The 24,949-nt window shown below is 66.3% G+C and carries 25 protein-coding genes, 1 tRNA gene and 1 pseudogene; 13 read left to right on the top strand and 14 right to left on the bottom strand.

Annotation, left to right across the window (positions count from 1 at the left end; genetic code table 11):
* Position 1 precedes the first annotated feature (1 nt).
* The 6 genes from OK015_RS24065 to OK015_RS24040 form a co-directional block, all read right to left on the bottom strand.
* Entirely contained in the window at positions 2–1,510 is a 1,509-nt protein-coding gene (locus tag OK015_RS24065) for a sensor histidine kinase (RefSeq protein WP_268126782.1), read from the bottom strand.
* Positions 1,507–2,280: a response regulator transcription factor gene (locus OK015_RS24060; RefSeq protein ID WP_268126780.1), complete on the bottom strand. Its 774-nt coding sequence runs from the start codon at positions 2,278–2,280 to the stop codon at positions 1,507–1,509. The genes OK015_RS24065 and OK015_RS24060 overlap by 4 nt, the downstream gene beginning before the upstream one ends.
* Before the next feature lie 281 nt (positions 2,281–2,561).
* Positions 2,562–2,846: a WXG100 family type VII secretion target gene (locus tag OK015_RS24055; protein ID WP_268124020.1), complete on the bottom strand. Its 285-nt coding sequence runs from the start codon at positions 2,844–2,846 to the stop codon at positions 2,562–2,564.
* Positions 2,847–2,896: 50 nt separating this feature from the next.
* Complete coding sequence (locus tag OK015_RS24050) at positions 2,897–3,193, bottom strand: WXG100 family type VII secretion target (RefSeq protein ID WP_268126778.1); 297 nt, start codon at positions 3,191–3,193, stop codon at positions 2,897–2,899.
* Positions 3,194–3,344: 151 nt separating this feature from the next.
* Positions 3,345–4,526: a PPE family protein gene (locus tag OK015_RS24045; protein ID WP_268126777.1), complete on the bottom strand. Its 1,182-nt coding sequence runs from the start codon at positions 4,524–4,526 to the stop codon at positions 3,345–3,347.
* A gap of 60 nt (positions 4,527–4,586) precedes the next feature.
* A complete protein-coding gene (locus OK015_RS24040; RefSeq protein ID WP_268126774.1) occupies positions 4,587–5,534 on the bottom strand; it encodes a PE family protein in 948 nt (315 codons plus the stop codon).
* A 358-nt stretch (positions 5,535–5,892) separates the two neighbouring features.
* On the opposite strand from OK015_RS24040, the gene OK015_RS24035 reads away from it, so the two are divergent.
* Positions 5,893–5,966 (top strand) — tRNA-Leu (locus OK015_RS24035).
* 462 nt (positions 5,967–6,428) lie between these two features.
* Here the strand turns inward: OK015_RS24035 and OK015_RS29335 are convergent.
* A pseudogene (locus tag OK015_RS29335) lies at positions 6,429–6,671 on the bottom strand (hypothetical protein); the annotation flags it as partial.
* A gap of 61 nt (positions 6,672–6,732) precedes the next feature.
* Between OK015_RS29335 and OK015_RS24025 the strand changes: the two are divergent.
* The gene (locus OK015_RS24025; protein ID WP_268126769.1) at positions 6,733–6,978 is read left to right on the top strand and encodes a hypothetical protein; all 246 of its coding nucleotides are present in this window, start codon (positions 6,733–6,735) and stop codon (positions 6,976–6,978) included.
* A gap of 63 nt (positions 6,979–7,041) precedes the next feature.
* Here OK015_RS24025 and OK015_RS24020 read toward each other — a convergent pair whose 3' ends face one another.
* Together OK015_RS24020 and OK015_RS24015 are read right to left on the bottom strand one after the other, a co-directional pair.
* Complete coding sequence (locus tag OK015_RS24020; protein ID WP_268126768.1) at positions 7,042–7,371, bottom strand: DUF732 domain-containing protein; 330 nt, start codon at positions 7,369–7,371, stop codon at positions 7,042–7,044.
* A gap of 141 nt (positions 7,372–7,512) precedes the next feature.
* Positions 7,513–8,745 carry a class I SAM-dependent methyltransferase gene (locus OK015_RS24015; RefSeq protein ID WP_268126767.1) on the bottom strand — a complete coding sequence of 411 codons (1,233 nt, stop codon included), beginning with the start codon at positions 8,743–8,745 and terminating at the stop codon, positions 7,513–7,515.
* Positions 8,746–8,841: 96 nt separating this feature from the next.
* Between OK015_RS24015 and OK015_RS24010 the strand changes: the two genes are divergently transcribed.
* From OK015_RS24010 to OK015_RS23970, 9 genes are all read left to right on the top strand, one after another.
* A complete protein-coding gene (locus OK015_RS24010) occupies positions 8,842–9,633 on the top strand; it encodes a hypothetical protein (protein WP_268126765.1) in 792 nt (263 codons plus the stop codon).
* Between the two features lie 63 nt (positions 9,634–9,696).
* The gene (locus tag OK015_RS24005) at positions 9,697–11,280 is read left to right on the top strand and encodes an esterase-like activity of phytase family protein (protein WP_268126762.1); all 1,584 of its coding nucleotides are present in this window, start codon (positions 9,697–9,699) and stop codon (positions 11,278–11,280) included.
* Positions 11,281–11,381: 101 nt separating this feature from the next.
* Complete coding sequence (locus tag OK015_RS24000; RefSeq protein ID WP_268126760.1) at positions 11,382–12,149, top strand: dienelactone hydrolase family protein; 768 nt, start codon at positions 11,382–11,384, stop codon at positions 12,147–12,149.
* A 12-nt stretch (positions 12,150–12,161) separates the two neighbouring features.
* Positions 12,162–12,434 carry a DUF6295 family protein gene (locus OK015_RS23995; RefSeq protein WP_268126758.1) on the top strand — a complete coding sequence of 91 codons (273 nt, stop codon included), beginning with the start codon at positions 12,162–12,164 and terminating at the stop codon, positions 12,432–12,434.
* A 7-nt stretch (positions 12,435–12,441) separates the two neighbouring features.
* Entirely contained in the window at positions 12,442–13,212 is a 771-nt protein-coding gene (locus tag OK015_RS23990; protein ID WP_268126756.1) for a DUF427 domain-containing protein, read from the top strand.
* Positions 13,213–13,621: 409 nt separating this feature from the next.
* Entirely contained in the window at positions 13,622–14,773 is a 1,152-nt protein-coding gene (locus OK015_RS23985; RefSeq protein ID WP_268126754.1) for a YncE family protein, read from the top strand.
* Positions 14,774–14,900: 127 nt separating this feature from the next.
* On the top strand, positions 14,901–16,532 hold the full coding sequence (locus tag OK015_RS23980) for a long-chain fatty acid--CoA ligase (RefSeq protein ID WP_268126751.1): 1,632 nt from the start codon (positions 14,901–14,903) through the stop codon (positions 16,530–16,532).
* 103 nt (positions 16,533–16,635) lie between these two features.
* Positions 16,636–17,508 (top strand): class II glutamine amidotransferase, encoded by an 873-nt coding sequence (locus OK015_RS23975; protein ID WP_268126750.1) that lies wholly within the window; start codon positions 16,636–16,638, stop codon positions 17,506–17,508.
* A 16-nt stretch (positions 17,509–17,524) separates the two neighbouring features.
* Entirely contained in the window at positions 17,525–18,394 is an 870-nt protein-coding gene (locus OK015_RS23970) for a patatin-like phospholipase family protein (protein ID WP_268133037.1), read from the top strand.
* Between the two features lie 66 nt (positions 18,395–18,460).
* Here the strand turns inward: OK015_RS23970 and OK015_RS23965 are convergent, their stop codons facing one another.
* Positions 18,461–19,498, bottom strand: a complete 1,038-nt coding sequence (locus OK015_RS23965) for a patatin-like phospholipase family protein (RefSeq protein WP_268126748.1) — start codon at positions 19,496–19,498, stop codon at positions 18,461–18,463.
* Between the two features lie 103 nt (positions 19,499–19,601).
* On the bottom strand, positions 19,602–20,057 hold the full coding sequence (locus OK015_RS23960) for a lipoprotein LpqV (RefSeq protein WP_442791154.1): 456 nt from the start codon (positions 20,055–20,057) through the stop codon (positions 19,602–19,604).
* Between the two features lie 114 nt (positions 20,058–20,171).
* Here OK015_RS23960 and OK015_RS23955 point away from each other — a divergent pair, with 114 nt between their 5' ends.
* Both OK015_RS23955 and OK015_RS23950 read left to right on the top strand, forming a co-directional pair.
* Positions 20,172–20,771, top strand: a complete 600-nt coding sequence (locus OK015_RS23955; protein WP_268126744.1) for a cysteine dioxygenase — start codon at positions 20,172–20,174, stop codon at positions 20,769–20,771.
* On the top strand, positions 20,768–21,199 hold the full coding sequence (locus OK015_RS23950) for a rhodanese-like domain-containing protein (RefSeq protein WP_268126742.1): 432 nt from the start codon (positions 20,768–20,770) through the stop codon (positions 21,197–21,199). Before OK015_RS23955 ends, OK015_RS23950 begins: the two co-directional genes overlap by 4 nt.
* Here OK015_RS23950 and OK015_RS23945 read toward each other — a convergent pair whose 3' ends face one another.
* The 3 genes from OK015_RS23945 to OK015_RS23935 all read right to left on the bottom strand — a co-directional run bounded on the left by OK015_RS23945 (position 21,200) and on the right by OK015_RS23935 (position 24,837).
* Positions 21,200–22,873 (bottom strand): alpha/beta hydrolase, encoded by a 1,674-nt coding sequence (locus OK015_RS23945; protein WP_442791324.1) that lies wholly within the window; start codon positions 22,871–22,873, stop codon positions 21,200–21,202. It lies immediately after the preceding gene.
* Between the two features lie 118 nt (positions 22,874–22,991).
* Positions 22,992–23,786, bottom strand: a complete 795-nt coding sequence (locus OK015_RS23940; protein ID WP_268126738.1) for an enoyl-CoA hydratase — start codon at positions 23,784–23,786, stop codon at positions 22,992–22,994.
* Between the two features lie 13 nt (positions 23,787–23,799).
* A complete protein-coding gene (locus OK015_RS23935; protein WP_268126737.1) occupies positions 23,800–24,837 on the bottom strand; it encodes an enoyl-CoA hydratase/isomerase family protein in 1,038 nt (345 codons plus the stop codon).
* Between the last annotated feature and the right edge of the window lie 112 nt (positions 24,838–24,949).

Here is a 24,949-nt window from a genome sequence, read left to right as displayed (position 1 = left end):
GCTAGTCGACGCCCGGTTTGTCGATCATCGGCAGCCGCACCCGGAAGACCGTTCGGCCGTTCGCGTATTCGGCGCTGACCGAGCCGTGGTGGGCCTTGACGATCGAACTGACGATGGCCAGGCCCAGTCCGATGCCCGACCCGTCGGACCGGGAGGTGCTCGCGCGGACGAATCGCTCGAACAACCGGGGGAGCAGATCCGCGTCGATGCCGGGCCCGTCGTCGGCGACGGTCAGTTCGGCGTGCGGCACGTCGGGATCGCTGCGCTGACAGGTGATTGCGGTGGTGACCGTGACGCCGGGCGGCGTGTGCAACCGGGCATTGCTGTGCAGATTGCTGACCAGCTGATGCAACCGGGCATGATCCCCACGGACCCAGACCGGTTCGTCGGGCAGGTCTTTGACCCAATGGTGTGTCGGCGCCGCGGCCGCGGCGTCGTTCACCGCGTTGATGACCAGCTCGGCCAGGTCGACATCTTCGCTCTGCAGGTCCTCGCCCTCGCCCAGGCGCGAGAGCAGTAGCAGTTCCTCGACGAGCAAGGCCATCCTGCGTGCTTCCGATTCGATGCGCGCCAGCGCGTACTCGGTCGTCGGCGGTAACGCCGAACTGTCCTGGCGGGTCAGCTCCGCGTAGCCCTGAATCGCCGCCAGCGGGGTCCTCAGCTCGTGGCTGGCGTCGGTGAGGAATTGCCGCATCCGCATGTCGGAATCGACCCGATGCGCCAGCGCGCCATCCACGTTGTCCAGCAAGCGGTTCAGCGTGTGTCCGACGATCCCGACTTCGTTGTCCGGGTCGGTGTCTTCCTGCCGGACCCGGACGCTGATCCGGTGTTCGTCGCCGGTGAGGGGCATCGCCGCGACTTCCGCGGCGGTCGCGGCGACCCGGCGCAGCGGGCGAAGTGTGTAGCCGACCACCCACACCGTGAGTCCCGCGGTGATCATCAGCGCGGCCGCGACCAGCAGGCTGGTGGTGATGTACTTGCGGGCCATGATCTGGTCGGCCAGCTTCACCGACATGCCGACGATCAGCAGGTCGGATCCGTCGGCGCGGCTGTCGACGCGGTAGGCGCCGAGGCTGCCGAGCCGTACCGTGCGGGGCGGCGCATCGGCCCAGGACTGCGCTTCGATGGCGCGAATGACGTCGGGCGGCGCGGGTTTTGGTTGGTCCTCGGAGAACACCGCGGAGCCGATGACGACGCCGTTGTGCACAACGGCGATCAGGTTGCCCGGCGTCTGCCCGGTGAACTCGAGCATCGCCTCGGCTATCGGCGGAGTGCGGCGATGTGCCGAGGTGTGCTCGCCGTTGTGGTATCGCGTGTACGAGTTGTGCAATGCGTCAAGGGATTCGGCGACGTCGGCGTCGCTGAGCGCGGTGACGTAGCCGCGCAGGCTGAGTACCGAGACCACACCCACGGACACCAATACCACTGTGACAACGCCCAATACACCGATCAGCAATTGACGGCGAAGCGACCGGGGCAACCAGAAAGGGGTGTTGCGTTGGCCCGTCATTCCGAGGGCCGCAGCATGTATCCAACACCTCGGACGGTGTGGATCATCGGCTCGCGGCCGGAGTCGATTTTCTTTCGCAGGTACGAGATGTAGAGGTCGACGATGCTGGTGCGCCCGGCGAAGTCGTAGTTCCAGACCCGGTCGAGGATTTCGGTGCGGCTCAGGGCGCGGCGCGGGTTGCGCATCAGGAAGCGCAGCAACTCGAACTCGGTCGACGACAGCGATATCGGCGTGCCGTCTCGGGTGACTTCGCGGCTGGCGGTGTCGAGCCGAAGATCGCCGACCTTGAGTGCTTCGGCGGCCGGTGGCGACAGTTGGCTGGAGCGGCGCAGCAATCCGCGCAGGCGTGCGACCAGCTCTTCGAGACTGAACGGCTTGGTCATGTAGTCGTCGGCGCCCGCGGTGAGGCCGGTGACCCGGTCCATGACCGAATCGCGCGCGGTCAAAAACAGCGTGGGGGTGTAGACGTCGGATTCGCGGATCCGCTGCAGAATGCGCAGGCCATCCATGTCGGGCAGCATGATGTCGAGGACCAGCACGTCGGGCGTCACCCGGTCGAATTTGGCCAGCGCTTCGCGTCCGTTGTGGGCGATTTCCACCACCCAGCCCTCGTAGTGCAGGGCCATCTTGACCAGATTGGTCAGCGCCGGCTCATCGTCCACCAGCAAAACCCGGATCGGTGATCCGTCAGCACGATAGATCCTGGGCAGCTGCCCAAGAATGGCTTGGCGCGGTCGCTGGCTACCCGCGTATCCCGACATTGCGGTCATGTTCTTGAATTCTCGCAAAGCGCATATGCACTTGTCACGGGGTTCATAGAGTTCTCAAATCTTGCGAAGTCTTGAATCCCGTGCCGCGCGGCCTTGCTTGAAAATCATGTTGTCTACCAACGAGTCTCGCCGACAACCGGATTCGGCTCGCGAAAGAAGGCGCCCGGGCCCTCGTTGGGGTGCCCGTCGCCGGCGACCAGGTTGCGCCGGCTGGGGTGTGTCGCACAAACACCGGGGCCGCACACCAAGAGGTGTGCGGCCCCGGTTGAAACGAGGGGGTGTCAGGCCCAGCTGGACCCGACGGCGCTGTCAGTGCTGGCCATGTTGTTGCCGGCGCTCTGCACCTTCTGCCCGTGCTGGTTGGCCTGCTCGTAGATCACCTGGAAGTTACGACCCAACTGGGTGATGAACTCCTGGCAAGCCACCGAACCGGAACCGCCCCAAAAATCACCGGCAGCAAGCACATCGCGGACGATGGCCTGGTGCTCGGCCTCCAACGAAGCGGCCTGCGCGCGGATCAGCGCGCCGTGCGCATCGACGTCTCCGAACTGGTAATTGATCGACATTGTCTACTTCCTCCTGAGTTAAAAGTGTTGGGAAACTGCGAGTTTCGCGATTAGTGGCTGAGGGACTGCTGCGAGGCCTGCTCTTGCGTCTCGTAGTTGTTCGCGTCCCGGATGAGTCCGTCACGCACGCCGTGAAGCATGTTGACGATGTTGGTGAACGCCTGGTTCATCTGACCCATGGTGTCGTAGGACGTCGCCTGGGCCTGACCACTCCAGCCCGCGCCGGCGATGTTCATCGAGGACGCCCACATCTTGCGAGCCTCGTCGGACACCGTCTGGGCGTGCATCTCGAAGCGGCCTGCCATTGCCCGCATCGCGTGCGGGTCAGTCATGAAACGTGTAGCCATGGTGCTTTTCTCCTTTGTTGGTTGATGCCTTCGGACAGTGGAAGTTTTGGTGATTGGTCTCGGTGCGGTGGTAGCCGCGCAGCGGATAGATTACGGCTTAGCGGTTAACTGCCAGCCTCCAACGCGTGACATGTGACCCTTATTTTGCGCGTCACACGCAGACCTGCTTGGGCATGACAATCGGCTTGGTGCCGTACCGTGGCCCCGCACCGTAAGCGCCGGCGCCCTTGGCTCCTCCGACCATTCCCGGCATACCGGGTGCACCCATGCCCCCGGCCTCCTCGGTGGCGGCGGTCCAGCCCGAGCCCTCGAGCGGCGCGGTCGCCGCCGTCAACTCCGTCGCAGGGTTGGCGTTCGCCGCCCAGCTGGCCGGCACCGAAAGCTTGCTCACGGTGGACGCCCCACCGAGGCTCGCCGACGCCGCGGAGCCCAAGCCGCCCGCACCCATGCCCGCCGGGCTCACCGAGCTGACCACGGCGCCTTCGATGACGCCGCCCGCACCGGCCGGTACCACGTCACTGACCGCGGCCGCCGGGACCGCGGCGCTGGCAAGAGTGTGGCCCAGCGAGACTGCGGTCGGGATGGCGGTCATGACGAACCATGCCGAGGTGTTGACCGCGCCGTTGACGCCGTTGAAGAAGGCAGGAGTGCCGAGCAAGCCGTCGATCGACTGCAGGATGTTGTTGCTGGCAAACGGCGGCGCGATGGCTTGCAATGCGTCGGCCAACGAGCTCACGTCCAACGCCTGGACGTCGGCCGCCGGCTGCAGCGCGTCGTTGGCCGCGAGCAGAGCCGGGCCGCCCGGGTCGACGGTCGAGGCCAGCGGCGTGACCGGCTGTATCAGCCCGGCGGCCGCCTCGGACGCGGCCTGATACCCGCTCATGGCGGTGGCGTCCTGGACCCACATCTCGTTGTACTCGACCTCCAATTCCATGAGCTGCGGGAGGCTGAACGGGACCGCCGCGAGCGCGGCCGCGAACTCCGCGCGGTTGGTAAAGACGAGTGCTGGGTTTACCACCGCCGCGTGCGCCGCCTCGAAAGCGGCCGCCGATGCCGAGGCAGCGGAGCCCGCCTGCTCGAGTGCGGTCGCCGTGTCGGTCAGGTACGTCACGATCGGCTGGGCAGCGGCTGCCGCCGCTGACGCCCCACCACCCGTCCACTGGTCGGTCGTCAGCGACGAGATGATCGAATCCCACGAGGTTGCCGTGGTGCTCACCTCGGCGGCGAGGTTGGCGTACGCGGTTGCGGCAGCCATCAGTGGCGCCGAGCCCGGCCCGCTCCACACGAGCGTCGAGGTGATCTCCGGCGGTAGTGCTGCAAAGTCAAAAACCATTTCTTTTCCCGCTCCCTTTAGGTTCTGATGTCGCTTCTTCGTGGATGACCGTGACCGCGCCTAGACGGCCTTCAGCTTCGGCATGACGATCGGCTTGACGCCGTAGCGGGGTGCACCGAAGCCACTGGAGGCGCGTCCCGCGCCCGTGACCATGCCGGGCATGCCGGCCATCGGCGTGCCGGTTGCGGCCGGCGGCGCCGCTGAGGTCCAGCCCACGGTGTGCAGCGGGGCGGCGGTGGCACCGACCACCGGAGTCACCTGGCCGCCAACCCAGCTCGGCGGTACGGCCAGCTGGCCGACCAGGGTGCCCTGGCCAATGCCCGCGGCCACCGGCATCGCGCCTCCCATGCCTCCCATTCCTCCCATGCCGACCGGCATGGGGGACGTCGAGGCGGCGAGATCCGCGGCGCCGGCCGCGGCGGCGGCGTCGCCGATCGTGTCACTACCGGCGGGAAGCAGACCACCACCGGCCATACCGAGGAGGGCGGAAGCGGCGGAGGCATAGTTTCCGCCACCGATGTTCAGGATGTTGGCCCCGTTGCCCGACAGGCCGAAGATGCCGCCCAGCATTGTCGGGTTGGTGAAGTTTCCGGTTCCACCGAGGAGGTACTGGAGCCAGTCGAGGGCGGTGCTGCCGGGACCGGGAGCCGCGACCTGCGAAACCGGATCCGCCAGGAGGCTGACTTGTTGCGTCGGGTCGGCACTCTGCAGCAGTGCTGACGCCGCGTTGTTGGCCTCGGTGTCGCTGTAACTGGTGGAGCTGGTGCCCAGGTTGGTCGCATACGTTTCCAGCTGGGTCTGCGCCTCGCCGGCAGTCGTCTGGTACGTGGTGCCGAACGCCGAGAAGATCCCCGCCTGCTGGGCCGATACCGGATCGAGGGCCGCCGGCGCGACAACCGTGGTCGCCGCGGCGGCGCCCGCGTTTTGCGCCGCCAGGTTGGCATTGATCGTTTCCAGCTGACCCTGGGCGGCAAGCAACTCTTCAGTCACTGTTGTCAGGAATGACATCCATTGCTCCTCTGGTGTTCGAAACATGTCGACTCAATGTGCGGGGTCGACCCTGTGTGGTGGCGTACGAGCCCCTGTGTACTGGCGTAAGGCTAATTTCCTCACCGCTCAACTTCCCGATCGAAAGGGCGTGGGTGACGGGCGTTTACGGCGTTTTAACGCCTACGCCGGCAGTTTTAACAAGGTCCGATTGGCCGACATGGCCGTGTCATCTGTCGCTGAGGGCCGAACAGCGCTAAGGCGCGCGGCGCGCGGATCTTACGCGAAGTACGCCGCGCACGCACGCCCTGAACTCGGTCACATTTCGGCGGGACGCGGTGTCCCGGACCTCGATCCCGCGCGCTAGATTCGCCGCCGGGCCCCCATAGCCCAATTGGCAGAGGCAGCGGACTTAAAATCCGTCCAGTGTCGGTTCGAGTCCGACTGGGGGCACGGCACGTCGGCCGGTAGTTCGTCAGGCGCAATCGTGGGTGAAATTCCCGCCATCGCGCCCTGGTAGTAGGCGATGATGTCGGCCTCGGTGATCGAGGTCTCGCTCCTGCGGCCGAGGAAGAACACGCTGCTGGCACCGTCGATCGTGTGTCTCGGGTCGAGGAAGCGGTCGGTCCAGCTGAGCCAGAAGAAGCACAGCACAGCGAGTCTGCCGAGCCGGCGGGAACGGGTGAGGGCCCGGACGAAATAGTCGATCGACCACCGCAAAGCGGTGCCCGCGCCGGCCACACTCCCGGAGTCGATGCGTTCGAACCCGCGGAACAAGTAGCGCTGCCCGCTGTCGGTGAACCGCATCAAATCGTAAGGTCCCTCGGCGACCTGCTGGATGAATGGCGAGTCGGCGTAAACGATTCCCCGGCTACTCAGCACCCGGTGGATCTCCTTTGCCACCACCGTCGGTTCGAGCACGTACTGCAGCACCGCCTGGATGATCACGCCATCGACGGAGCCGTCGGCCAGCGGGATCGCATGCCCGTCGCCGACGAATTGGACCGACGGGCTGGCGTAGATGTCGAAGGAGATGAGGTCGACATCCGGGTCCGCGTAGAGCTCCGCCAAGCCGTCACCCTGCGAGCCGCCTCCGATCACCAGAATCCGGGGCCGCCACCCGACCGTGGCGGCGTCGGCCCGGAGTAGCTCCAGCATCCGAGCCACGCTGGCGGCAGCGGTGGTGTTCGCGGGGTGTACGAGCGCGGCCAGTGCGCGGTTGAGCCCCCACCGGGCGACCTCCGAGGCGCCCTCGGAACCCCGCAACCGGTCGGCGTTGACCACGCTGTGCTCGAAATCGATCAAGGCCGGTACCCCGGAGACGACCGGGAACGGATCGTCGGCGTACCGACAGGACTTATTGGTGCATCGCCAGGAACCGGTCTCGGAACGCACCGGAGCGGCGCAGCGCGGACAGATCAAGAGGTTTTCGCGGACCATCGTGTCCAGGGCGAGCACCAACTGACCTTAGCTCGCGGAGATCCGGCGGAAGCGGGATTGCGTCCTCGCGGATTTGCCGGCGTGGTCCCTACATCTTGCTGCGGTTCTCCGGGCAGTACGCCGCAACCGCCGCACCGACGATGCTGCCGGCGCCCATGTTGCTCACCCCGAGCGCTTTTTTCACATCGTCGACGGTTTGGGCCATCGTGTCGCCGGCGTCAAAGTCCTGACACACCGCGTGGCCGGCACTGATCATCATCTGGTCCTGGCCGTTGGGCCAGCCGAGCCCACGCTGCTGCAGCGTGTGCAGGAATGTGTCATCCGGCCCGTCGGCATTCGCGATCGGAGCGGCGGCGATGGCACAAAGACCGGTCACCACGGCAGCGATCGGGCCCGCCAACCATGCCGTGTTCTTCATCCGTGACTCCTTGGTGTGAATCGTGCAGGACCAGAATCCTAACGTTGTCCTCACATTATGTCTCGGCGACGAAATGAGCAGCATCCGCCGGTGGCGGGCTTGCGCCGGCTTTCGGTGCGAGATACGGCTCAGTGCAAACTGTTACGCTCCGTGGCCACTCGCGCCGATGGCCATCGAAAGGAAGTCCAAGCGCCACAGCTCCTGAAAAAGCTTGCGCGCGAAGTCCTCTGCCTCGCCCGTGCTGCCCGGGAGATCGCTGCCACCGCGCTGCGCGACGCCGGCAGCGATCTCCCGGATGCTGCGACGGCCGTCGACGAGTTGCGCGAAGGGCAGCTGAGCCGGGCCGAGCCGCAGCCGGTAGCCGGGTCCCAGCAGGTCAGCCTCGGACAACAGGCACGCGGTGCGCGACATCGGAACGTAGTCAAGAGCCTGGGCTGCCGTGAAATCGATCGTGTATTGCTCTTTCGGACGGTCCGGACGACAGGCCATGAAGAAGTGTGTCGCATTGCCAGTCTGCAGCCGCTCCATCACCGACCAGAGTTCGGCGTCGGGCAATTTCGCTAAGTGAGTTTTGAATTCCCCTGCCGGCGTGAGGGTTTCGTGCGGATAGTACGGCGACTTGTGAAACCATCCTTGAAACGTGAGGCCGGCGGAGGCGACCAGATCAAGGCAGTCGTCGACGGTGTAGCTGCGTTGGCGACCGTGCAGGAACGTATCGACGAGCGCACCGTCGGTCCGCAAATCGCGGGCCACCGTCAAATAACTCCGGACGGGATGATCGGCGGGCAGCACCGCGACGACGTCCTTGACCATCTGTACCGAGGCTTCGTCCTGGCCAAGGCCCACGTCATGAAAGACCGACTCGAGCAGCTCGACCCCGATCCGGCCGTACTTGGCGTAGAGCATGATCCCCATCGCGCCGTCACGGCGCAGTCGGCTCGCGAGCGCCGTCATGCCGGTCAGCGGATCCGCCATGTGATGCAGAACGCCGGTCGACACGATCAGGTCGAAGTCGCGGCCCAGCGCCGACACCTCTTCTATCGGGAGGAGGTGCAATTCCAGGTTGTGCAGGCCGTGCTTGTCTTTCAGGTACCGCTGATGGTCCAGTGCCGATTGGCTGACGTCGACCGCGACGACGCGGGCGTCGCGATTGGTGAAGGCGAATACCGCCGCCTGGTTGGCGCCGCATCCCGCGATCAGAATGTCCAGGTCGGGCCGGTATCCCCGGTCCGGCCACAACACCCGGTGGGCCCACAGCGGGTCGAACCACTCCCAGTTGTTCTTCGAGTAGGCCTCGAGGTCATCAATGGGGGGCGGGTACTGCCACCGATCGTATTGCCGGGAGACCACGTCGTTGCGCGGATCGTCGTTCACTACAGACGCAATCTAATGGCTTTGCTGGATGGCCGCACGACGCGATGCGGCGGTGCGCGCCGTCGTGGGAGGCGGCAACTCATACACTGACCCACCGTGGGCATGCTGTTTGGATTCGCGCCGTGGCTTATCTACTGGGTGCTGGTTGGCAACGTCCCCTTCAAGACCGCGGTGGTGGTCGCGCTCGCGATCGCCGTCGCCGCGTTTGCGATCGGACGCGCGCTGGGTAAGTCGGGCGGCACCCTCGAGATCGGGGCGGTAGCCACCTTCGCGGTGCTGACGATTCTGACGTTCACGCTGAGCGAGACGTTCATGCACCGGTGGATACAGCCGCTCAGCAGCGGCGGGATCTTCCTGGTGGCGCTCATCGGCCAGCTGGTCGGCAAGTCGTTCGTGCGGGAGTTCGCCGCGGCCGAGCAGCCTCCCGACGTGGTCAAGACCGACCTGTTCGACCGGATCACCGACGTCTTGTCCTGGATCTGGATCGCCGCGTTCGCCGGCATGACGGTGTCGTCCGCGATTCCGCCGGTGCTGGAGGAGTTCGGCGGACGCGAGGCCACGATCCTCGACACGAAGACCCCGCTGCTGTTCATCTGTTACTGGGTCATCCCGTACTCGTTGTTGGGTATGGCGGCGCTGGCGTCACGGTATGTGCCGGAGCGGATGCTCGTCGGGATCGACGACATGGCGCGGGAAACGTCGTTCGTCGCGTACGACGAAGCGACCATCGACGAGCTGTACTACCTGGCCCAGGAGCACGCGAATCGCGAGGTCGGCCCGGGCAAGGAGGCGTACAGCGTCAAGGTCGGGGGGATGGGGACTCCGCTGACCGGAGACGAGTCGCGTAAGTCGTGGCCGTCGTCGTACAAGGTGCGCGACAAGAAGTAGGGCGCGGCGTCTGCTCGCGCGAAATTCACCGGCGAGACAACTTCCACTTGTTAGGTCGACTGCATGGCATCCACCAGGGTCTGGTCCGTCGCTGCCGCCACTCTGCTCGTGATGGCCGCGGCCTGCTCGTCGGGCCACTCCGGGTCAGGCCTCAAGCCCGAACTGAAAACGGGTGCCGGCAAGGCGCTGACCATCACCCCGGCTCAGATGCTGGCCGCGACCGAGGGAGACACGCCGGTGGCGTACGCCAAACCCGAGCACGGCACCATCACCTACGGCGCCAGCGGCGCCATGATCTACACCCCCGATGCCGGGTTCACCGGCACCGACCAGCTCCACCTCACCAGCACCCCCAGCGTGAAGCTCTATGCCGAGAACCTGCCGCCGCTCGCCACTATCGGCGGCGTCGCGATCCAGGCCAACGCGCATGGTTCGGCTATCGCCCCGGTTCCCGGTAGCTCGAACGAGATCTTCGGCCTCACCGACCGCGGCCCCAACGTTGCGGGGCGTACGCCGAACGAAATCGTGTTTCCGATACCCGATTTCCACCCGCAGATAGCCAAGCTGAAGCTCGCCGACGGTCTGGCGTCGGTGGAGAAGATCATCACGCTGGCAGGCAAGGACGGGGCGCCCTTGGTCGGGCTGTCCCACCCGCAGGCCATCACCGGCGAGTCGGCGGTCGACATCAATGGCGCACCGTTAGCGCCGTCCGATCACGGTCTGGACGGTGAAGGCTTGGTCGCCTTGTCCGACGGTACGTTCTGGGTTTCCGATGAATACGGCCCGTTCATCGTCCATTTCGACGCCAATGGCAAAGAGCTGGAACGCCTTTCGCCATTCGATGCGACGTTGCCCAAGGAGCTGGCGCTGCGCAGCCCGAACCAGGGCATGGAGGGCCTGACTCTTACCCCCGACGGCACGACGCTGGTGGGCATCATGCAGTCGGCGCTACAAACCCCGGGACTCCTCGGCCCGTCGGTGTCGGTCCCGGTCACCCGGATCGTGACGATCAAACTCGCCAACCACACCGATGTGCACGAGTACCTGTACCCGTTGGCCAACCCGCAGCAGACCAAGGTCGCGGTCTCGGAAATCACGGCGGTCAGCAACACCACGTTCCTGGTCGACGAGCTGGACGGCGAGCCACAGCCCAACGGCAACAAGAAGATCTACCTGGCCGACATCTCCGGAGCCACCGACGTCGGCCCCCGCGCCAACGTGCCGGGGGCGAGCTATCAGGCCGACCGCGGCGGGCTGCTGATCAATGGTGCGCCGATCGAGACCTTTGTCGGGATCAGCGGGGTCGATGCGGCCACGAGCAAGCTCAGCGCCGCCGGGATCACGGTGGCCGGCAAGAAACTGAAGCTCGATCTCACCGACCTGCTCCGTTCGCTGTCGGCGGACGGCAACTTCTTCGGCCACGCCAAGATCGAGGGCGTCATCACTCCGGACGGCGGCAAGACAATAATCGTTGCCAACGACAGCGATTTCGGGCTGGACGCGCTGGCTTCCACCACTCCGCCGTTTGCGCTCAAGCCCAAGATGGCGCCCAACGGCGCTCAGGACAGCGGCGAGATTCTGACGGTTGACATGAAAATGCTGCCGCCCCGGATGGAAGCGGAGACGATCCCGATAAAAGTCGGCTGAGGCCTGAGCCGAAGTTCGGATACGTTGGTTTCCGGCGGGCGCACCACCCCGGACGAGCCGCACGCGCTCCGCTTGATTGTGGCCCAGCAAGGAGCATCTTGATGAATGTGGTTAGCCCAGATGCCATTCGCGCGGAGACGATCACCATCACCGGCCACGGCGGCGATCAGATCGAGGCCTATCGCGCTTGTCCAATTTCCGAGCCGCTCGCCGAAGGTTCGCGCGGCGGAATCGTCTGGATTCATCACATGCCGGGCTACGACCGGGAGACCAAAGAGTTCGTTCGCCGGCTGGCCGTCAGCGGCTACCACGCCGTGGCGCCGAATCTGTACTCCCGAGAGGCGCCGGGTGCCGCTCCCGACGACGCCGCCGCGACGGTGCGCGCCGCGGGCGGAGTGCCCGATGAGCGTCTCGTCGGCGACGTCGCCGGTGCCGTCGAGCACCTGCGCTCCCTGCCCGGCGCCAACGGGAAGTTCGGCGTCATCGGGCACTGTTCGGGCGGGCGGCACGCCTACCTGGCGGCCTGCTCACTGCCCTTCGATGCCGCGGTGGACTGTTACGGCGGGTACGTCGTCGAGGATGCCCGGGAGGGTCTGCCCAAGGCCATGAAACCGATCCTGCACCTGGCGCCGAACCTGAGTTGCCCGCTGCTGGGCCTGTTCGGGATCGACGACATGTTCCCGACGCCTGCCGCGGTGGCCACGCTGGACGCCGAGCTCACCAAGCTAAACAAGCCGCACGAGTTCCACTCTTACGACGGTGCGGGCCACGCGTTCTTCTCGGTCGATCGGCCTGCGTACCGGCCCGAGGCCGCGGTGGACGGCTGGCGTCGCATCGACGAGTTCTTCGCTACTCATCTGAAAGGCTAGGCGCGCCAAGCCATGTGCACACATCTGACCGAGCACGTCGAGATCGACGGCAGTGGCAAGGGCGCGCAGGGGTGGTTCGGCGCCCGGCGTGCGACCGTCTACGTCGACCACGCCGTTCACGCGCCCTACACCCACACGGTGAACATCGACGTGATCAATCCGGAGCTCGGCCCGTCGGCACGGGTCGCTCTGGAACTCACCGAGGAAAGTGCGCTGGCGTTGGCCGACGCCATCCGCACCGCGATCGCGAATGCACCGGCCGGTCTGGCGTCCAAGGACCAGTAGGCGACTCATGACGACCGACCACGACTACCCGCAGATGGCCGCGGACCGGGGACGCGTCGAGCCCGTGCCGCGACGGGTCCGGGGTTTCCTCGGCGACCAGCTGGTGTTCGACACGACCGCCGCTCGCTATGTGTGGGAAATCCCTTATTACCCCGCGTATTACGTGCCGCTGGCCGATGTGCGCCCCGGGTTCCTGCGCGACGAGAACCACGCACAAAGGGTGCAGTTCGGTGCGTCGCGGCTGCACTCCCTGGTCGGCGCCGGACAGACGCACGCGGGTGCCGCGCGGGTGTTCGACGCCGACAGCGACAGCCCCGTGGCGGGCACGGTGCGCTTTGAGTGGGATCTGCTGCGCTGGTTCGAGGAGGACGAGCCCATCTACGTCCATCCGCGCAACCCCTACTCGCGGGTCGATGCGTTGCGCTCGCATCGGCATGTCCGGGTTGAGCTGGATGGCGTCGTGCTGGCTGACAGCGGATCGCCGGTGTTGCTCTTCGAAACCGGTTTGCCGACACGGTATTACATTGATCCCACCGACGTTGCCTTCGCGCACTTGGAGCCCAGCCCGACGCAGACGCAGTGCCCATACAAGGGGGTGACGTCCGGTTACTGGTCGGTGCGCATCGGCGACACCGTGCATGCTGACCTTGCGTGGACGTATCACTTTCCGCTGCCGGCGGTGAGCCAGATCGCGGGACTGGTGGCGTTCTATAACGAGAAGCTCGACATCGCTGTGGACGGTGTCAGCCTTGGTCGGCCGAAAACCCAGTTCAGCTAAAATAATCCGGCGACATACCGGGCCCGGCAAATGTGATATTTGCCTCTTTTTGCCCGTGCGCCTAATGAATTCTTACCCTGTCATTCGCCAGTCGCCCGTTAGGTGGTTAGCTGGGATCCAGCATATCCCTAGTTGGAAGCATTATTCTTGTTCGCCGGGGGGTGACCGTGTATATACTCGGTGGCAATCACCTGAGCGGATCCTGAGGCCGCATGGTGATTTAGCCTACAGCGCCGATTTGAATTGCTTTTCGGCCGAAATTCGGCCAGTAAAATTTGTGCAGGCCAGCACATTTTTCAGGTGCTGAAACGCGGTTATCCCTTAGGCCGCCGGTGTCGCGCACGAGTTGCGGCGGCCGGTGCGCACGCCGGATGGCCGACACCAACAGCGAAGGCAAGGCGGTGCGAACGTGAGCGAACTGAACGGCCGGGAGGCCGCCCGCGAGATCGTCGAGGTCGACGCGACACCGATAGCCCCGGTGGCCGTCGAGATCGCCGTCGGCAACGGCCCCATCAGCGGCATCGCGATCAGTCGCGACGGCAGCCGGCTGCTAGCGACCAACTACGGAGCCGACAGCGTCTCGGTCATCGACACCGACACCTTTCGGGTCGTCGAGACGATCGAGGGCGTGGACGAGCCGTTTGCCATCGCGATCAGCGGCGGCCGGGCCTACGTCAGCACGGTGTCGGCGGCCTATGACTCGATCCAGGTCATCGACACCGATACGCACGGGGTGGTTGCGACGCATCCGGTGGCGCTGAGCGTGAGCGACCTGGCCGTCGATTCCGCGGGGCGGCATGTGTACGCCAGCCGCAACGCCGCCGGCATTGCCGACGTCGCCGTGCTGGACACCGTGACCGGGCGGGTCCAGGCGATCGACGTGGGCGCCGCCGCGGCCCCGGGGACCGCGACGGAATGCGTGCGCGTCAGCACCGACGGATCTCGGGTCTACGTGGGTGTCAACGGGCCCGCCGGCGGCCGGGTTGTCGTGATCGGCACGAAGGCGCCCGCCGACGTGGCCGGCGGTCGCGCGAGCTGGCGCAAGAAGCGCACCGCGGTCCAGCAGACCGCTATGCGGGTGATCGACACCGTGGAGATCGGTTTGCCCATCCGTGACGTCGCGCTGAGCCACAACGGGGCGATCGCCTACGTGGCGAGTTGTGCTCCCGAGGTGGGAGTCGTGGTCGATCTGATCGACACCCGGACCAACAAGATCACCCACACCCGCAAGGTCGGCGAGATCGGCGGCGTTCTCACGGGGATGACGCTGTCCGCCGACGGTGATCGCGTCTACCTGGTCAGCGACGACAGCGTCACCGTGCTGTGCACGCTGACCCATGACGTCATCGCCACTCTCGGGGCCGGTATGCAGCCGTCGTGCGTGGTGGAGAGCCCGGATGGAACGCGGCTGTACGTCGGCGGCTACTCCGGTGCCGTGAGCGTCACGCCGATCGCCTCGGCCTCCCCATTGGCCATCGAGGCCGCCGCGGCCGACAGCGAGCTGTCGACGGCCGGCTGGCTGCTAGCCGACCTGGTGCCGCACGAGCCGGTGCTCGCCTGAGTTTCGTCAGGTCCGGATACAACACGCCTTGTCGGGGGAATCCGTTTCCCGTGATGTAGCGCGGCGATACCATTCGCCCGACCGACCATGAGGCGGTGCTGCGCCGAGACCGTAAGGCGGTAGATCCATGGACAGCACAATGCAGGACTTTCCGCTGACAATCGGCGCAATCATGCGGCACGGCTGCGGTGTCCACGGGGCCCGGACGATCACCACCGCTACCGGCGACGGCTACCGCCAGACCACCTACCGCGAATTGGGCCAGCAGGCCGCCCAACTGGCGAACGCGTTGCGGCGCCTGGGTGTGACCGGGGACCAGCGCGTCGCGACGTTCATGTGGAACAACGCCGAACACCTGGCGACCTATCTCGCGGCGCCGTCGATGGGTGCCGTGCTGCACACCCTCAACATCCGGCTCTTCCCCGAGCAGGTCGCCTACGTCGCCAACGAAGCCGAAGATCAGGTCGTGTTTGTCGACATGTCACTGGCCAAACTGCTCGCCCCGATACTGCCGAACCTCGAAACGGTGCACACCGTGATCGCGGTCGGGGACGGGGACACCGCGGCGCTGCAGGAATCGGGCAAGACGGTGCTGCGGTACGCCGAGTTGATCGAGGGCGAGTCGACCGAATTCGAGTGGCCACAGATCGACGAGAATTCCGCGGCCGCGATGTGCTATACGAGCGGCACCACGGGAAATCCCAAAGGTGTTGTCTACAGCCATCGTTCGAGCTTCCTGCACACAATGGCCACGTGCAGTACCAACGGGATCGGGGTCGGGGCCTGTGACCGGGTGCTGCCGATTGTGCCGATGTTTCATGCCAATGCGTGGGGGTTGCCGTTCGCGGCGGTGATGGCTGGCGCCGACTTGGTGCTACCCGATCGCCACCTCGACGCCCGATCGGTGATCGACATGATCGAGACGCAGCGACCCACCCTGGCCGGCGCGGTGCCGACCATCTGGAACGACGTGATGCACCACCTGGAAAAAGACCCCGACCACGACATCTCGTCGCTGCGCTTGGTGGCCTGCGGCGGCTCGGCCGTTCCGGTGTCGATGATGCGCACCTTCGAAGACAAGTACGACGTCCAGATCCGGCAGCTGTGGGGCATGACCGAGACGTCGCCACTGGCCACCCTGGCCTGGCCGCCGGTCGGGACGCCGGAGGATCGGCACTGGGCCATCCGCGGGACCCAGGGCCAACCGATCTGCGGCGTAGAGATGCGCATCGTCGCCGACGACGGCAAAGTGCTTCCCAACGACGGCCAGGCCGTAGGTGAGGTGGAAGTCCGTGGCCCGTGGATCACCGGCTCCTACTACCTGGGGCGCGACGAGTCCAAATTCGACTCCGGCTGGTTGCGCACCGGCGATGTCGGCCGCATCGACGAAGAGGGCTTCCTCACCCTCACCGACCGCGCCAAAGACGTCATCAAGTCCGGCGGGGAGTGGATCTCCTCGGTCGAGTTGGAGAACTGCCTGATCGGTCACCCGGACGTGCTCGAGGCCGCGGTCGTCGGCGTTCCCGACGAACGTTGGCAGGAACGCCCATTGGCCGTCGTCGTCCTCAACGAAGGGGCGTCGGTCAGCGCGGGCGAGTTGCGAAAGTTCCTCTCGGACAAAGTCGTTCGTTGGTGGCTGCCCGAGCGTTGGGCCTTTGCCGACGAAATCCCGCGCACCAGCGTGGGCAAGTACGACAAGAAGACCATCCGATCCCGGCACGCGGACAACGAATACGAGGTCACCGAGGAGCGGGACTGAGCTGGCTCGTGGTGTGCGCCGCTCGTCACCGGCCGGGCCGCCCGCCACCTGCGTGCCGACGACGAAAAGTACCCCGCAACCGCATTCGGTACCGTCTTAACCCATGTGTCGACTCTTTGGGCTGCACGCCGGGACGCAAGCCTGCACCGCGACCTTCTGGCTACTGGACGCTCCAGACAGTTTGTCCGAACAGAGCAGGCGAAATCCCGACGGCACCGGTCTGGGTGTGTTCGACGCGGACGGCCAACCGCAGCTGTACAAGGAGCCGATAGCGGCTTGGCAGGACGCCGACTTCGCCACCGAAGCACACCGGCTGACCGGTACGACGTTCGTCGCCCACGTGCGCTACGCCACGACCGGGTCGCTCGACATCCGCAACACCCACCCGTTCTTGCAGGACGGTCGCGTCTTCGCGCACAACGGGGTGGTCGAAGGGCTCGACGTCATCGACGAACGGCTGCGCGAGGTCGGCACCGACCACCTGGTGCTGGGTCAAACCGACTCGGAGCGGGTGTTCGCCTTGATCACCGCCTCGATTCGCGCCCACGGCGACGACGTCCCGGCCGGTCTCGTCGATGCGGTGCGGTGGCTGGCCGCGAATGTGCCCATCTTTGCCGTCAACGTGCTGCTGACCACGGCCACCGACATGTGGGCGCTGCGCTACCCCGAGTCCAATCCGCTCTACGTCCTGCATCGACCCGACGACACCGCTGCGTCCAATCCGCAATTCGACTTGCGCACCAAGCGGATTCACGCGAAGTCAGAGCATCTGTGCAGTCGCGCATCGGTGGTGTTTGCCACCGAACGTATGGATGACGATCCGCGGTGGTCGCTGATCGAATCGGGTGAACTTGTCCACGTCGACGCGCCACTGCGGATCACCCGTAGCGTGGTACTACCCGATCCGCCCAAACAGCTGTTGCGCCAACAGGATCTGAGCCCAGTCGCGCAGCGGGCCCAGCACACGACGGCGTGAAGAGCGCACGGTGAACGTGACAACCAAACGCGCGCTTGTGCTGGCCGGCGGAGGAATCGCCGGAATCGCTTGGGAGACGGGCATTCTGCAGGGCATTGCCGATGAGGCGCCGGCCGCGGCGCGGCAGCTGCTGGATTCCGATGTGCTGGTGGGAACCTCGGCCGGTTCGGCGGTCGCCGCCCAAATCGGCACCGGCAGCACGCTAGAGGCGCTGTTCGATCGACAAGTCGCCGAGACGTCCGGCGAGATCGATTCCGGCGTCGACGTCGAGACCATCACCGAGCTGTTCCTGGCCGCCTTGGGCGAGCCGTACGACGACTCGCTCGCCAAGACGCGTCAGCAGATGCAGCGGATCGGGGCCGTGGCGCTGGGCACCAAGACGGTTCCCGAGGCCGTTCGCCGGCGGGTGATCGAGCAGCGTCTGCCGTCGCACGAATGGCCCGACCGCGCACTGCGCATCACCGCGATCGACACGGCCATCGGCGAATTGGTGGTCTTCGACTCCGAATCGGGAGTGGAGCTCGTCGACGCGGTCGCGGCCAGTTGCGCGGTGCCAGGGGCGTGGCCGCCGGTGACGATCACGGGCCGGCGGTATATGGACGGCGGCATCGCCAGCTCGGTGAACCTCGCTGTCGCCCGCGACTGCACCGCGGCGGTGGTGTTGGTGCCCTCGGCGCCCGACGCCCCGTCGCCGTTCGGCGCCGGGCCTGCCGCGGAGATCAAGGCATTCGACGGCACGACATTCGCGGTGTTCGCCGATCCCGGCTCGTTGAAAGCGTTCGGGCCCAACCTTTTAGATCCGCGCTGTCGCGTCGGCTCGGCCGTGGCAGGGCGCGAACAGGGCCGCCGCGAAGCGGCGAGGATCGCGCAGTTCTTGGGTGTCTGATCAGACCGTGAAGTTCTTTTCCCCCAATGACTCTCGCCGTGCGCATGTCATGGTTCGGGCGTGAACTCAACCTTCGATCGCGGGCGGCGCGGGTTCCTCGGCCGGACCATCCAGCTCGTCGAGGGCTCGCTCGGCCAGCACCCGGCCGACGTCGATCACCTCTGCGGCCCGGTGAAAATCCAGGCTCCGGCAGGTCGAACGCGGTACCTCGATCAGCAGATCGGGCGGGTAGGCCGACAGCATGTGCCGGGTGAGCGCCGACTGGGCGATGTCGAACGCGCGGTACATCACCTCGAAGCTGCCGAGCTTCGGAACCCCGGGCGCCTCCAGGAGACCGTCGGGGCCGCCCTCGCCCGATTCCTCTGACCAGGTGTCCGCGCCGAATCGGCTCAACACGGCTCGTGCGGTGGGCCGGTCGAGCAGCGACCGGACGGCCGAGGTGTCGAGCAGCGCGGAAGTGCTGCGAACCATGCGGTTCAGCAACTCGACGGTGGCGCCGGGCTCGGGCTCCCGCTTAGCGATCACCTCGCTGCCGCTGACCCCCACGGCGATCGTCAGGTCGGCGTTGACCGCGGCGAGGGGGGCCATCGGCAGCGGATCCAGGATGCCGCCGTCGGCGAGCAGGCGTCCGCCGACTTCGTGGGGCGGGATCACCCCCGGAATCGCGATCGATGCCCGGATCGCCTCGTCGAGCGGACCGTGCTGAAACCACACCGACTTGCCGGCCAGCAGGTCGGTCGCCACCGCGGTGTACGGGATCGGCAGCTCCTCGATCGTGACCGGGCCGAGGATGTCGCGCACCGCCTCCAGGATCTTCTCGGCCCGCATCACCCCCGCGGCGCTGATGGACGGGTCGAGCAGCCGCAGGATGGTGCGTTGCGTCAACGACTTCGCCCAGTCGGCGAACTCGTCGAGTCGCCCGGCCGCCTGCAGGCCGCCGATCATCGCGCCCATCGATGAGCCGGTGATCCCCACGATCTCGAAGCCGCGGCTCCGCAGTGCCTCGATCACCCCGATGTGGGCGTAGCCCCGCGCGCCGCCGCTCCCGAGTGCCACGGCGACCCGGGAACGTGAGGATCGACGCGCGACGGCTTCGCCAGACACCCCTACATTTTGCGTGTCGCAACGGTCCCTCGCCGGGGCGGGGCACCACTTTTTTCATCCGTGATCGCAATTGCGCAGGAGTGCGAAGCGCGGGGGACCGACGCTACCCGCATTCGTCGTCGGCGGCCGCCCGCGCGGCGGTGATCACCGCCGCCTGCCGGGCCGGTGTCAGGTCCGCCCATCGTGTGTTCCAGGTACCCGCGGTGCTCGAGGGCGAGGTCTGGACCATCGCCAAGTAGGGCTCGAACAGGGATTCACCGGTCTTGGGCCGTCCCTCCATCCACACTTTTGCGGCGTGACAGGCCTGGTAGTACTCCTCTTCGGTCGACTCCGCGGGGACATCGACCTTGGTTGTCACCCCCGCGGGGGAGAGGCCGATCACCCCCGGCGGTGTCGAACTCGGGCTATGCGGGCCGGCCGGGGAGGGCACCGGCGACGGCGTCGTCTTGGCCCCCGGGGGACCGCCCGGCGAGCACCCCGTCAGCCCGAACAAAACCGTGAACCCAGCCGCTACCACGAGCGCGCCCCATCGCCGGGGCCGATGACTACACCACCGCACCGTCTCAATCTATGCAACACTGGCGCCCGTGATGGAGCGCTTCGGATTTTGGGAGTGTTGTCGGCCTTAACCAGCCGCCGCTCACCCAATCCGATCTCTTCTGGAGCTCTCCCAATGTCCTCACCTGTCGCAAGTTCCGTTGCGTTGCGTTCACCGACCATCGCGTCGCCGGCCGCGGGGCCGACCCGGTTGCGGGTCCCCGACCTGCTGCACGCCACCGACCGGGCCGCCGACGATGTGCTCAGCGGCCGGTGCGACCACCTGCTGCCCGCCGGCGGCGTCCCGGACTCGCAGCGCTGGTTCACCCGCATCCACGGCGACGACGAACTCGACGTCTGGCTGATCAGCTGGGTTCCCGGCCACGCCACCGAACTGCACGACCATGGTGGGTCGTTGGGCGCGCTCACCGTGGTGTCCGGGTCGCTCAACGAATTCCGTTGGGACGGAAGGACATTACGGCGGCGCCGGCTCGATGCCGGCGATCAGGCCGGCTTCCCGTTGGGCTGGGTGCACGACGTGGTGTGGGCGCCCAGGCCCGTCCCAATCCCAATCCCGGGGCCCGCGGCCGCGATCAAGCGACCGGTTGCGCCGACGCTGAGCGTGCATGCGTACTCGCCGCCGCTGAGCGCGATGTCGTACTACGAGGTGACCGACCAGAGCAGGTTGCGCCGTCAGCGCACCGAACTGACCGACCAACCGGAGGGGACGGGATGAGCCGTATCGATGTTGTCTTGAGATCCGCCCGACGTCGTTTTCGGCGGCTTGCGCCCGCCGAGGTGCCCGATGCGGTCAGGCGCGGGGCAGTGCTCGTCGACATCCGGCCGCAGGCACAGCGGTTCCGCGAGGGCGAGGTCCCCGGCGCCCTGCTGATCGAACGCAACGTCCTGGAATGGCGCTGCGACCCGACCAGCGATGCCCGCCTGCCTGAAGCCGTCGGCGACGACGTCGAGTGGGTGATCGTGTGTTCGGAGGGCTACACCTCCAGCCTGGCCGCAGCCGCGCTGCTCGACATCGGCCTGCACCGCGCCACCGACGTCGTCGGCGGCTATCACGCGCTCGCCGGTGCCGGCGTGCTCGCCGAATTGGCCGGTGGTCCGGTGGTGCTGGCTAATGCCGGCGAGACCGGCCGCCGCTGGCTCTAGCTAATCGTTGGCGTGCAACAACGGTCGCAGCCGCTCGGTCTTCTCCGGCGTCCACCCGGGTGGTGACAACACCGCGGCCCACCCGTTGGCGACGTCGGCGACATAGCGGTGGCCGTGGCCGTCGGGTACATCCACGGCGACCGCCATGTCGGCCGACACTTGCAGGAAAGTCACCACCGGGATCCAACGTGTTTGCGGCAGCACGTCGTAGCCCCGCCGTTCGCGCAGCCAATCCGGTTCGCTGAACAGCAGATCGGGCGTCCACCAGGCGATCGGGTCGGAGGCGTGCTGCAAATACACCACCCGGGGCGAACCCCACGGGTCCTTGGGGCGGTCCAGATTGCCCGGGCGAGCGATGAATCGGACATTGCGACCGTCGTTGTAGATGGGCAGCCACTCCGGCGAACCGGAGTCTCGGGTGGAGGTCAGGTCCGTCCAGATGGTGTTGTTGAACGTCGGCCCGCTGAACAGGGCTCCGTCGGTACGAGCCAGCACGTTGTTGAGGCTCATGAAAGGCGCCTCGCCGCCGAACGAGCCCAGGCTCTCGCCGAACACGACGAGCTTGGGGCGCTGGCCCTCGGGCAATTGCCGGATCAGTTTGTCAACGGCCTCGAACAGGGCCTGGCCGGCGTGGCGGGCGTTCTCCTTGTCCACCAGAAACGACAGCCAGCTGGGCAAGAACGAGTACTGCATGCTGACTATCGCGGTGTTGCCGTTGTACATGTATTCCAGCGCCGAAGCTTCCGCCTCGTTGATCCACCCGGTCCCGGTGGTCGTCGCGACGGCGACGACGGCGCGCCGCAGCCCGCCGGTCCGCTGCAGTTCACGCGCGGCCAGCTCCGCGGTCGCCGTGATGCCGTCCGCGGAGTTCAGCCCGGCGTAGGCGCGGATCGGCTCGGTCGCGGGCGCGCCGTTGAATTTCGTCAGGTCGTCGGTTCGGGGGCCACCCTTGATGAAGATGCGCCCCTGATGGCCGAGCGATTCCCAGGACACCAGCGATTGCGGGCCACCGGATCGCAGCGGGGTGGTCGGTTGCGTGCTATCCGGGTTCATCTCGTTGTTGACCGAGGCGAAGGTGTTGTTCAGCGTGCGCATGGTGAACTTGACGACCACGCCGTTGAGCAGGGTGATGGTCAGGACCACCAACAGGACCACCACGATGGTGGCCGAGAGGCGAAACGGCACGATCCGATCGAGTTGTCCCACAAGGAATCTGACCAGCAGGCGGATGGCCTGGCCGATTTCGACCACCGTGAACAGCACGATGAACGACAGGATCGCGGTCAGCGGGTAGTCGTACCACTCCAGATGTGCCACGCCCATCAGGTTGCGCACGTCGTCCTGCCATACATGGAACCAGATGGCCATCAGCACCTGGCCCACCACGGCAACCGGGATAAGCACCTTCCACGCCCAGCGCGGCGGCGGCGGGCTGGACTTCTTCTCGCGCATGTACCGCACCAGCCAGACGGAGAAGACACCCAGCCCATAGCCGATGGCGCCGGAGAACCCGCTGACCAACGCCTGGAACAGCGGACCCCGGGGGAGTAGCGACGGGGTGAGCGAGAACCAGATGAAGATCAGGCCGACCGTGGTGCCGGTGAAGGTGTAGTGGCGTACCCAGAAAGGTTTGGTGGCGATTTCCGTGGCGTCGGCGGCATCCTGGTTTACCACGTCCGCTTCGGCGTCGGTGGTCAGGGGAGCGCCAGCGGAGGCCGCGAGTCTGTCTGCGCCGACGGCTGATTCGTCGTCGGTGCCGGTCGCAGTACCTGGTTCGCTCACTGCAGGGATCTTACCTATGCGTGAAGTTGGGAGGGCGCTTCTCGATGAAGGCCGCCATCCCTTCGGACTGATCGTCAGTCGCGAAAGTCGAATGGAACAACCGGCGTTCGTAAAGAAGTCCCTCGGCCAGGGTGGACTCGAAGGCACGGTTGACGGCTTCTTTGGCCATCCGGGCCGCCGAGAGCGACATCTGCGAAATCGCGGTGGCGACGGCCTTGGCCTCGCTGAGCAGGTCGTCGGCCGGCACCACCCGCGAAACCAGTCCGCTGCGTTCGGCTTCTTCGGCGCCGATGGTGCGGCCGGTCAGGATCAGGTCCATCGCCTTGGCCTTGCCGATGGCGCGAGTGAGACGCTGCGAGCCGCCCATGCCCGGCAGCACACCGAGTTTGATCTCCGGCTGGCCGAACTTCGCGGTGTCGGCCGCGATCAGCAGGTCACACATCATCGCGAGCTCGCAGCCGCCGCCGAGTGCATATCCGGCCACCGCGGCGATCGTCGGGGTGCGCACGGCGGCCAACTTGCCCCAGGTGGCGAAGAAGTCGGGGCCGAACGCATCGGCGAACGTCAACGCGGCCATCTCCTTGATGTCGGCGCCCGCCGCGAAGGCCTTGCCACCCGAACCGGTGATGATGATCGCCCCGATTCCCGGGTCGTTGTCGAATTCAGTTGCTGCACCGGTGACTTCGTTCATCACCTGGCTGTTGAGCGCGTTGAGCGCCTGCGGCCGGTTCAGCGTGATGGTCCCGACCCGCTCGTCGCGCTCGACCAGGATGGTTTCGTAGCTTTTCGGGGTGTCCTGGCTCATCCAAACCGCCTTTCTAGAAACTCAAGTCGTCGTCGACCGGCGCGAAATATGCGTCGATGTCGGCCGCGGAGACCGCGGCGAGATTCGCCGGCGACCACTTCGGATCGCGATCTTTGTCGATGATCTGTGCTCGAATGCCTTCCACCAGATCGTGTGAGCGCGCCGAGGCCGACGACACTCGATAGTCCTGGACCAGAACATCTTCCAGTGTTTCCATCTTCGCGGCCCGGCGCACCGCCTCCAGCGCCACCGACACCGCGATCGGGGATCGGGTCGCGATCAGGTCGGCGGCCTCTTGCGCCGGCCCCGCGCCATGCCCACGCAGCGCGGCGATGATGTCCTCCACGGTGTCGCCGGCGAAGCACTCGTCGATCCAATGACGTTGCGCGACAAGATCACTCGGCGGTGGCTCAATGGCGTGGGCGGCAAGTGCGCTCTCGACGCCGTCGTCGACGATCGCTTGCGTGAACGCCTCGAGTTGGGCGTGCGGGAGGTAGTGGTCGGCGAATCCCAGTGCGATGGCGTCGGCTCCGGAGAACGGCGCGCCGGTCAGTGCGGCGTGCAGACCGAGCGCGCCCGGCGACCGGGACAGCAGAAACGCCCCGCCGACATCGGGGATGAACCCGATGCCGACCTCTGGCATTGCCACCTTCGAGGTTTCGGTCACCACCCGCACGCTCCCGTGCGCGCTGACACCGACCCCGCCGCCCATCACGATCCCGTCCATCAACGACACGTATGGCTTGGGGAACCGGCCGACCTGACCGTCGAGCCGATACTCGTCGCGCCAGAATTTCCGTACCTCGACGCCATCCTTGCGGGCGCTGTGGTAGACCGCGACCACGTCGCCGCCGGCGCACAACCCGCGCTCGCCGGCTCCGGACAGCACCACCGCGCGCACCGCATCGTCGTTCTCCCAACGTGCGAGCAGCGGGCGCAGCACGTCGACCATCGTCTGGTTCAGCGAGTTGATTGCCTTGGGGCGGTTGAGCGTGATCAGGCCGACGCCGTTGTCGACACGAGTCAAAACCTCGTCGGATTCCTCAGCCACGCCCTAGCCTCTCATCGCCGGAATCTGTGCCCAGAGTGTCGCCGCGCCGACTTCCGGGCCTTGACCAGCAATCTAGATCGTGACAACCGACGCGATGTCCGCGGGTAAGGAT

It is taken from the genome of Mycobacterium sp. Aquia_216, assembly GCF_026723865.1.
Taxonomy (GTDB): domain Bacteria; phylum Actinomycetota; class Actinomycetes; order Mycobacteriales; family Mycobacteriaceae; genus Mycobacterium.
The sequence above is the reverse complement of the archived record's forward strand: the minus strand, read 5'-3'. Positions and strand labels throughout refer to the sequence as shown.